7 protein-coding genes are annotated in these 8223 nt (G+C 44.5%); all 7 read left to right on the forward strand.

The annotated features are described in order from the left end of the window. Positions 1-77: 77 nt before the first annotated feature. The 7 genes from QUB52_RS28030 to QUB52_RS28060 all read left to right on the forward strand — a co-directional run bounded on the left by QUB52_RS28030 (position 78) and on the right by QUB52_RS28060 (position 8190). On the forward strand, positions 78-926 hold the full coding sequence (locus QUB52_RS28030; RefSeq protein WP_332976318.1) for a proton-conducting transporter transmembrane domain-containing protein: 849 nt from the start codon (positions 78-80) through the stop codon (positions 924-926). A 104-nt stretch (positions 927-1030) separates the two neighbouring features. Then, on the forward strand, positions 1031-1750 hold the full coding sequence (locus QUB52_RS28035) for a carbonic anhydrase (protein WP_265240084.1): 720 nt from the start codon (positions 1031-1033) through the stop codon (positions 1748-1750). 107 nt (positions 1751-1857) lie between these two features. Then, a complete protein-coding gene (locus QUB52_RS28040; RefSeq protein WP_265240083.1) occupies positions 1858-3363 on the forward strand; it encodes an NADH-quinone oxidoreductase subunit M in 1506 nt (501 codons plus the stop codon). Positions 3364-3569: 206 nt separating this feature from the next. Then, complete coding sequence (locus QUB52_RS28045) at positions 3570-3959, forward strand: NirD/YgiW/YdeI family stress tolerance protein (RefSeq protein ID WP_265240082.1); 390 nt, start codon at positions 3570-3572, stop codon at positions 3957-3959. 232 nt (positions 3960-4191) lie between these two features. Further along, a complete protein-coding gene (locus QUB52_RS28050; RefSeq protein WP_265240081.1) occupies positions 4192-5514 on the forward strand; it encodes a CO2 hydration protein in 1323 nt (440 codons plus the stop codon). A 197-nt stretch (positions 5515-5711) separates the two neighbouring features. Further along, complete coding sequence (locus QUB52_RS28055) at positions 5712-5918, forward strand: hypothetical protein (RefSeq protein WP_265240080.1); 207 nt, start codon at positions 5712-5714, stop codon at positions 5916-5918. A 487-nt stretch (positions 5919-6405) separates the two neighbouring features. Further along, positions 6406-8190, forward strand: a complete 1785-nt coding sequence (locus tag QUB52_RS28060; RefSeq protein ID WP_332973050.1) for a choice-of-anchor Y domain-containing protein — start codon at positions 6406-6408, stop codon at positions 8188-8190. Positions 8191-8223: the final 33 nt, after the last annotated feature.

Below are 8223 nucleotides of genomic sequence, written 5' to 3' on the forward strand. Positions count from 1 at the left end.
ACTTTTTCGTAACTCATTTTTGATGCGTTGAACTTCTATTTATTTGACAATTATATCAGACTTTCGCAGGAGGTCTATTGATATTTGCTTATTCCTTGGCAATGGGTTTGTTGGTGATGAGCATCGGTTCAGTAGTTTGGAACAGCATCACTCAAGATGTCCGAGCTCTTGGCGGTTTGTGGGCGAAGCGCCCAATATCCGGCATATCATTTCTTGTCGGCGCTGCTGGAGTGATTGGACTTCCACCCTTCGGCTGCTTCTGGGCTTTATCAGAATTAGCAGGCGGGCTTTGGAATACCCACCCTTCACTGTTAGGAATCCTGCTATTTGTCAACGGCGTAACTGCTTTTGGCTTAGTGCGCGTTTTCGGTTTAGTCTTCGGCGGCAAACCAAAGCAAATGACCGAACGTTCCCCGGAAGTTTCCTGGCCTTTTATCTTGCCGATGACCGTGTTAATGGGATTTACCTTGCACGTTCCGCACTTGCTCGCAGCGTGGCAATTGCTGCCTTTGGCAACTTTGAATTATACAGCAGCGGGACTGTTAGTTTTGTCAAGTGCGATCGGCATCGGTGCAGGGGCATTTATTTATCTCAACGAAAAGTGGGAAAAACCAGTGCGAATTGGTTCTCAAGCCGTGCAAGACTTCTTTGCCTACGACTTTTACACCGCCCAACTTTACCGCGTCACAGTGGTATTTGCAGTCGGTCTGATATCCCAAATCATATCCTGGATCGATCGCAATATTGTTGACGGATTCGTAAACTTAATCGGTTTAGCCACAGTTTTCGGCGGACAGAGCCTCAAATACAACGTCAACGGTCAAACTCAATTTTACGCCCTGACAATTTTGTTCGGAGTTGCACTTTTGGGACTGCTAGTAAGCTGGCCTCTGTTGGCTCGCCTCTCGTTAATTGTTGGTGGGTAAAGAGATATAACGTATAAAATTTTAGGTGACATTTACAACCTAAAATTTTAAATAAATGAAATCTTGAATAAAGATTTCAAACCCTATCCAACAATGCCAAATACATGAAAGACAATAACCGACCAGTCAATCTTTCCCGACGTAATTCACTCAAATTTGTAGCAGGAGCAATAGGTACAGGAATACTCGCAACACGACTAGGCGCTGATGTGGCTGCACCGGCACCAGCAATTGCTCAAAATGACATGACTCCCGATGCTGCTTTAAAACAGTTAATGGACGGGAACAAGCGATTTGTTGACAGAAAACGCACAAATCCCCACCAAGACTTATCCAGGCTCACCGAAGTAGCCAAAGGTCAAAAACCCTTTGCTGCTATTCTCGGCTGTGCAGATTCCCGCTTTCCTTCCGAGATTATCTTCGATCAGGGATTTGGAGATTTATTCGTCTGTCGCGTGGCCGGAAATGTGGTTACTCCAGAAGAACTGGGCAGCCTGGAATTTGGCACGCTGTTGTTGGGAGCAAAAGTGCTGATGGTAGTCGGGCATGAAAACTGCGGTGCGGTAGGTGCAACCCTCAAGGGCGGTGAAGTTCCCGGCCAAATTGGCAGTTTAGTCGATTCAATTAAGCCTGCTGTAGAAAGCTCGAAAAACCAACCGGGCGATCATCTCGAAAATGCCGTAAAAGCTAATGTTTTGCTGCAAGCTAAAAGGTTGAAAGCATCTCCAGTTATCTCTAAGTTAATTGAGGAGAACAAACTGAAAGTTGTTGGTGGATACTACGATTTAGACACGGGTGCTATCAGTATTGTTGCTGATTCCTAATGCAATTTGTGATTAATAATTTGGGGTAAAGTCAACATCTAAACTCTCAAATCATTAATGGCTAAAACCTAGAAAATAGATTCTTTACTCTTCACTGTTCACACATTATGCTTAGTGCCTTGCTCTGGTTGCCCGCGTTGGGCGCTGCGGTAGTCGGGTTCTTGCCCGGAAACATGAATACGATGCGGGTGCGTTCAGTAGCCTCCGCTTTCGCTGCTGCTGTTTTTCTGTTGAATATCCTGCTGCTGACTCAATTTGATACGACAAATTCAGGACTGCAATTTCAAGAATATTTGCCTTGGATTCCCCAATTAGGTTTGAGCTACAACTTAGGGGTTGATGGCTTATCTTTGCCACTGGTGGTTTTAACCGGATTACTGACGGTATTAGTAATCTATGGTACCGGTGAAGAAATCGCTCGCCCCCAACTTTATTACTCTTTGATTTTACTGATCAATGCGGGGGTGGTGGGAGCTTTAATGTCTCAAAATTTGCTGCTGTTCGTCCTGTTTTACGAACTAGAATTAATTCCGTTTTACCTGTTGATTGCGATTTGGGGCGGCAAGCAGCGGGAATACGCTGCGATGAAGTTTCTGATTTACACGGCAGTTTCGGGACTTTTAGTTTTAGCGGGATTTTTGGGTGTAGCTTGGCTGAGCGGCTCTTTAAACTTCGATTACAGTGCGATTACTACTCAAGACTTGTCCTTGAAAACGCAATTAATCCTGCTAACAATTGTGCTGCTGGGGTTGGCAATTAAAATTCCTTTAGTTCCCCTGCACACTTGGCTACCGGATGCCTATGTCGAAGCTTCGCCAGCAACCGCAATTCTGTTGGGAGGGGTTTTGGCGAAGTTGGGAACTTACGGTTTAATCCGGTTTGGTTTGCAGATGTTTCCCGAAACTTGGTCGATTATCGCTCCCGGTTTAGCGATAATTGGTACAGTCAGCGTGATGTACGGTGCTTTGAGCGCGATCGCCCAAAAAGATATCAAGCGCATGGTAGCCTATAGTTCGATCGGGCATATGGGCTACATCCTCGTCGCCTGTGCAGCCGGAACAAAACTCGCCTTAATCGGTGCAGTCGGGCAAATGGTAAGCCACGGCTTGATTTTAGCTTTGCTGTTTTATCTAGTAGGCATCATCGAAACCAAAGCCGGCACGCGGGATTTGGACGTACTCAACGGCTTGATGAACCCGTTGCGAGGTTTGCCCACAGCAAGTTCCCTGTTAGTTTTGGGAGGCATGGCAAGCGCCGGCATTCCCGGTTTAGTCGGTTTTATCGCCGAATTTTTAGTATTCCAAGGCAGTTTTTCAGCATTTCCAATTCCGACTTTGCTGTGCATTTTAGCCTCCGGGTTAACAGCAGTTTACTTTGTAATTCTGCTCAACCGCACCTGTTTTGGAAAATTGGACAACGCCACGGCTTACTACCCTGCGGTTAAGTTTTCCGAAAATATGCCAGCCCTAGTCTTAGCCGCTCTCATTTTCTTCTTGGGAGTGCAACCGGTGTGGCTGCTGAAGTGGAGCGAATCTACTACCAATGCGATGGCAGTAACTCTGTCAACGGGCAGATATTCTCAAGTAGCTGTTAGCTATCAGCCGGATAAATAGAGCGTGAGAAAGTGGAAGATGGAAAAAGTACGAGTCTTTGATGATTCTGCTTTCTTCTTCTTTCTCATTTCTTCTTCTTCGTTGTCCCAGCAGATTATAAATGTGTTAAAATAGGATAGAGCCGTCAACTACGGCAGCTTCATAAATAGACGCGAGAGTTTTAGCTCACTGACAAAATAGCACTGATTGCCAGGAAATAAGAACTCATGAAACGGAAAAAGATTTTTAGTTTGCTCGCAGTGGTAACCATTCTTTCATCTGGAGCAGCCACTTCTGCCTTTGCACAATCCCTAACTCGAATCAGCAATTTGCGACCGTCGAGAACACCAATTACCATCTCTGGAAAAGTAGTCGGTTTTGGAGACGCTGATGAAAATGAGTGGATTATCGACGACGGCAGCGGTCAAATTAGAATCGATGCTGGCCCCCGCTCCTGGCGCGATATTAATGTATCCAAAGGTGAAACAATCAGAGTTGTTGGCGAGATGGACGACGGTGAATTTGATGCTTTTTCTATTACCCGCTCGAACGGCTCAGTAATTAACATCCGCTCTCCCAAAGGCCGGGAGCCTTGGGATGACAAAAAGGACGATTAACTGCATAATTTTGCGCTATTTGTCCGCAGAGCCTGGAATTGCGAACAAGAAGATTGCCTCCGACATTCCTGGAGGCATAAAAACATTCAAACCTTAGTTTTTTACCATTCCTCGTGACTTTAACGAAAAATATTCGTAAAGGAAACAAATTTCTGACTGCCTGTGCGTAAGCCCTAGGCCTAATTCCAAATATTTCTAAATAGTCAAATTCATTCAAACCAAGGAACAAACAATGGTACAAACACCTACTAAACCAGCAACTAAATTGCCTCCTTCCAAGCACGAATTTGCCGAAGTAATTCACAGACTGGAAGCTGGCGGCGCGATGATTCCAGATACGCCGGAAAATCTGATGCAAATCATCGCGATTTGGAAGGCCTACGCGGTGCCGATGGACTTCTACTGGCGGGATTTACTTTACATCGCCGAACGGGTATTTTTACACCCGCTGCCCTTCTTTAAATACTTCTTACCCCAGGAGTATTTAGATTTGCAAAATCACTATTCAGGTGATGGTGCAGATTTACGGATTTGGCGGGGGACTGGAAGCGCACACCCGGAACTTTTGGAGTTCATGGAAAATGGTGAAACTGGCAAAAAGTCGCGACTGTTTCACCATTTGTGGCACGATCGCATTAACATGGAATTTGCCGAAGAGGTCATGAGGTCGATGCTTTGGCACCGGGGGATGTACGTTCCTGTCAATCAGTTTGACCCTTATCTCGACAGCGACGAATACAAAGCTAATGCCGATCGCGCCATTAAAGCTTATTTCAAAAAAGACCCGTTCATGCTGGCTATGCACAAAGCATTCCCCGAAATGTTTTTAGAACAGTGCCGCCAGATGTCTTATTACAGCAATCTCGGCTTGTTTTGGGAAGTCATGGCCCCGGTGTTTTTTGAAGTTTCCGACTTGTACGACGAAGGCAAAGTTACCACTGTCCCGCAGGCGATGGATTTCATCACAAATGGCATATTTGCGATCGCAGGTCGTCCGATTTACCACCACGTTGTCATCGACGGCGAAACCTACGAAATAATCCCGAAATCTAAAGGTTTTACTTGGCTGTATGAAGCAGCGCTACCTTACGTAGAAGCTATATTTTACCGCACTTCGCCGTTCCGGGGAACCAAATCGTACAACGCGCAAGCCAGGGAAGTTCCCGACGATCAAAAAGACTTCCACTACGGAGTTTTGTATGCAGATAAATTCCCGGTAGGAACTGCTGGAATTCCGCCGACTTTGCTAGCACAAGATATGCTGCACTTCCTGCCGCCTTATTTGATGGATTTCTACAAACAGCGGTGTCGTGGCGAAGATGATATCCTAAATCAAATTGGGGTGACGTTCCAGCGATCGATGTACTGCGTTACTTCGGGGGTTATTCAAGCTTTGCGGGTTGCGCTATTATATCCTTTGGATGACCCAAATCCGAAGCATTTGAAGGCGAATCGGGCGTTTTTCGAGTCTCAGATCGATCGCTTCTGCCGCCCAGAATACGGCATGAAATATGCGGCGAAGTTGAAGAACATTCAGACTTCGGATTACAGATAGTCAGTTGACAGTTGACAGTTGACAGTTGTCAGTTGACAGTTGTCAGTTGACCTTTTGCAAAAATCGCAAACAATCTTGAAATACATCTGCGTTAATCTGCGTTAATCTGCGGTTTCTATCTCTAATCTAAGATTTGTGCAAGATATCTACTGACTACTGACTGCTGACTACTGACTACTAACTACTGATTAATTACAATGAACAGCAAAAATCTAGCTAAATATATTGAAGCAACCGACGGAATTTCCAAACCGTGGCTGCTGGTGCAACTGCGACTGAAAAAACTGCAAGAAAGGCGATCGGACATTTCTGCTGAAGAATATATCACAGAACTTGCGGAACTTCACCAAGATTTAATGAATCTGGGCGAATGGTGGGTGGGAATCGAAAATGAAGTGTTTTAATTCGTTAGCGATGCAAACACGATATAGTTTGTTAGTCATTTTTGATATGCGGCTAATTAGCCGCATATCAAAAATTATATAAATAAAATTTATTGATGTAACCGGATGCTTGACATTATAAATTTGATTGGCTAAATTCAACTTATAGTATTTTTCCTTAGTTCATATAAATTATCAGTAGGAGTGCGTTAACAGTTGACAGTTGACAGTTGACAGCGAAGTTTTTAGGCAGGGGATTTAAGTCCCAGCCTAAAAACAATCCATCTAAAGGTGGGGGCTTAAATCCCCTGTGATGCAGGTTAAGTTGTGAATCATCTATCCGCACCTCTGGTATGGTGCGTCATATCCTCACATTTTCTCCATATTTCAAGCGAACGGTCTGACGCTAGGGTAAAATACGAAATATTCACCTACTTGAATGTTGCAAGCTGGTGAATGTTTTTGGCACATTTTATCGGATTTTTATCTCTAATTTAGGTGCATCTAAATGGGACAGATAATTATTAACGAATTCCGGCGCGCTACCGGAGACTTGACTGGCAATGAATATGTAGAGTTACTGCTAACAGAAGATGTAAGTGCAACTCAGCTTCAGAGCTATTTTGTGGGCGACTCAACTCTTCCAACAACAGCCAAATATTCAGCTTACCAATTTACGAATATGGCGAGTATTGCTCCTGTGTTTAAAGCAGGAACAATAATTGCGATCGGCGGTTCAACCGCCAATCAAGAGATTGCCTACAACCCCATACCGTCGGGAACAAATAATGATTGGAACATTCGATTGAGCCTTGAAGGTGGATTTTTGACAAAGCTGCTCCCCGTGGGAAATTTTGATGGGGATTTCGCAGCTTCAGATGTTGTTTATGTTGATAATACTAGCACTACAAACTTCAATACAGTAGATGCGATCGCCTGGAGGACATCGGGAACCCACGGAGCCTTTGGGAGTGCCGCTAAGGTTCAAATTTCCGCACCAAACAACGGGGGAATTGTCGAGTTTTCTAGCGCTATTAGCGGTGTCAGCGTCACTGCTAATTATGCTGTGAATAGTTCCGGTTCCTTGGGTTTGCCCAACGGCGGAATTAATACTATTTATATTAATAGTCTCCGCAACCCGCAGCTCAACAGCGCTCCAATTTTTGTAAATCCTGTTAATACGCAGATCGCAATTGATGAAGACACAGCCAATGCAGCTAACACGGGCTTTAGTATTTTCAACACCTCTAGCGAGTTAGGAAATGACGCGAATGGCGATGCTTTGGGTGTCGCAGTTACCGCCGCAGACAATACTAACGGCAACTGGCAATTTTCAACTAACGGCAATACTTGGACAAATTTCGGCACAGTGTCGGAAAGTTCAGCAACAGTGCTCGGCTTGACTCCTCTTTATAATGGCTTACTTGGTAACACTCCCAGTTCTCAAAATTGGCTGTCTTTGACTAATTTAAATCCCGCTTCTCCGACTGTTCTTGCTTCAGAAATATTTAGCGGGAATGGAGCTAATTTAAACAGCACTGATGCTAATAGTATTTATGCTGGCTACACAGTAAATCCTTTGAATTCGTCATTTACTACGCTCGATCGCAATTCTGGCTTTAGCCTATCTTTTGATCTGCAAATCATCTCGGAATCCCGCACGAATCAAAATCGAGCTGGTTTTAGCATTGTTGCGGTTACTAGCGATCGCAAAGCAATTGAAATCGGTTTCCAGCAACTATCTGCAACTTCCGGCAATATTTTTGCCCAAGGCGACAACATTACTCCGAATCCAGGCGGACAAACTAATGGCTTATTTGTTGCTGCTGAAAATGTTGCTTATAACACTAATCTTGCTACTAACTATACTCTGAAAATTCTAGGCGACAATTACTTTATTTCCGACAGCAATAATGTTATACTTACCGGCCCGCTGCGAGATTATGCTGCATTTACTGGCGCGATCGATCCTTATGAAACTCCTAATTTTCTATTCCTTGGTGACGACACAACCTCGGCGCAAGCTAACATTAACTTGACGCGGGTTTCACTGCAAACGCCTGGGAAAGTCCGGTTTGTACCCAACCCAGATTATTACAGTACCACTGGAAGTGAACCAAAAATTACGTTTCGGGCGTGGGATGGAAGTAACGGAGTGGGTAACGGTACTGCGGGGGTTAATGCTTCAGTTACTGGGGGAACAACACCGTTTAGCACTAATAGTTTGACACGTTCGATCGCAGTTAATGCAGGGGTGCATCTCACTTTGGCGAGTATGCCAAAAAAGGGTTAAAATGAAAAAGCTAGTAAAATTGCCAAATAAAGA

The sequence above is a fragment of the Microcoleus sp. A6-C6 genome (genome assembly GCF_036705955.1).
GTDB lineage: Bacteria > Cyanobacteriota > Cyanobacteriia > Cyanobacteriales > Microcoleaceae > Microcoleus.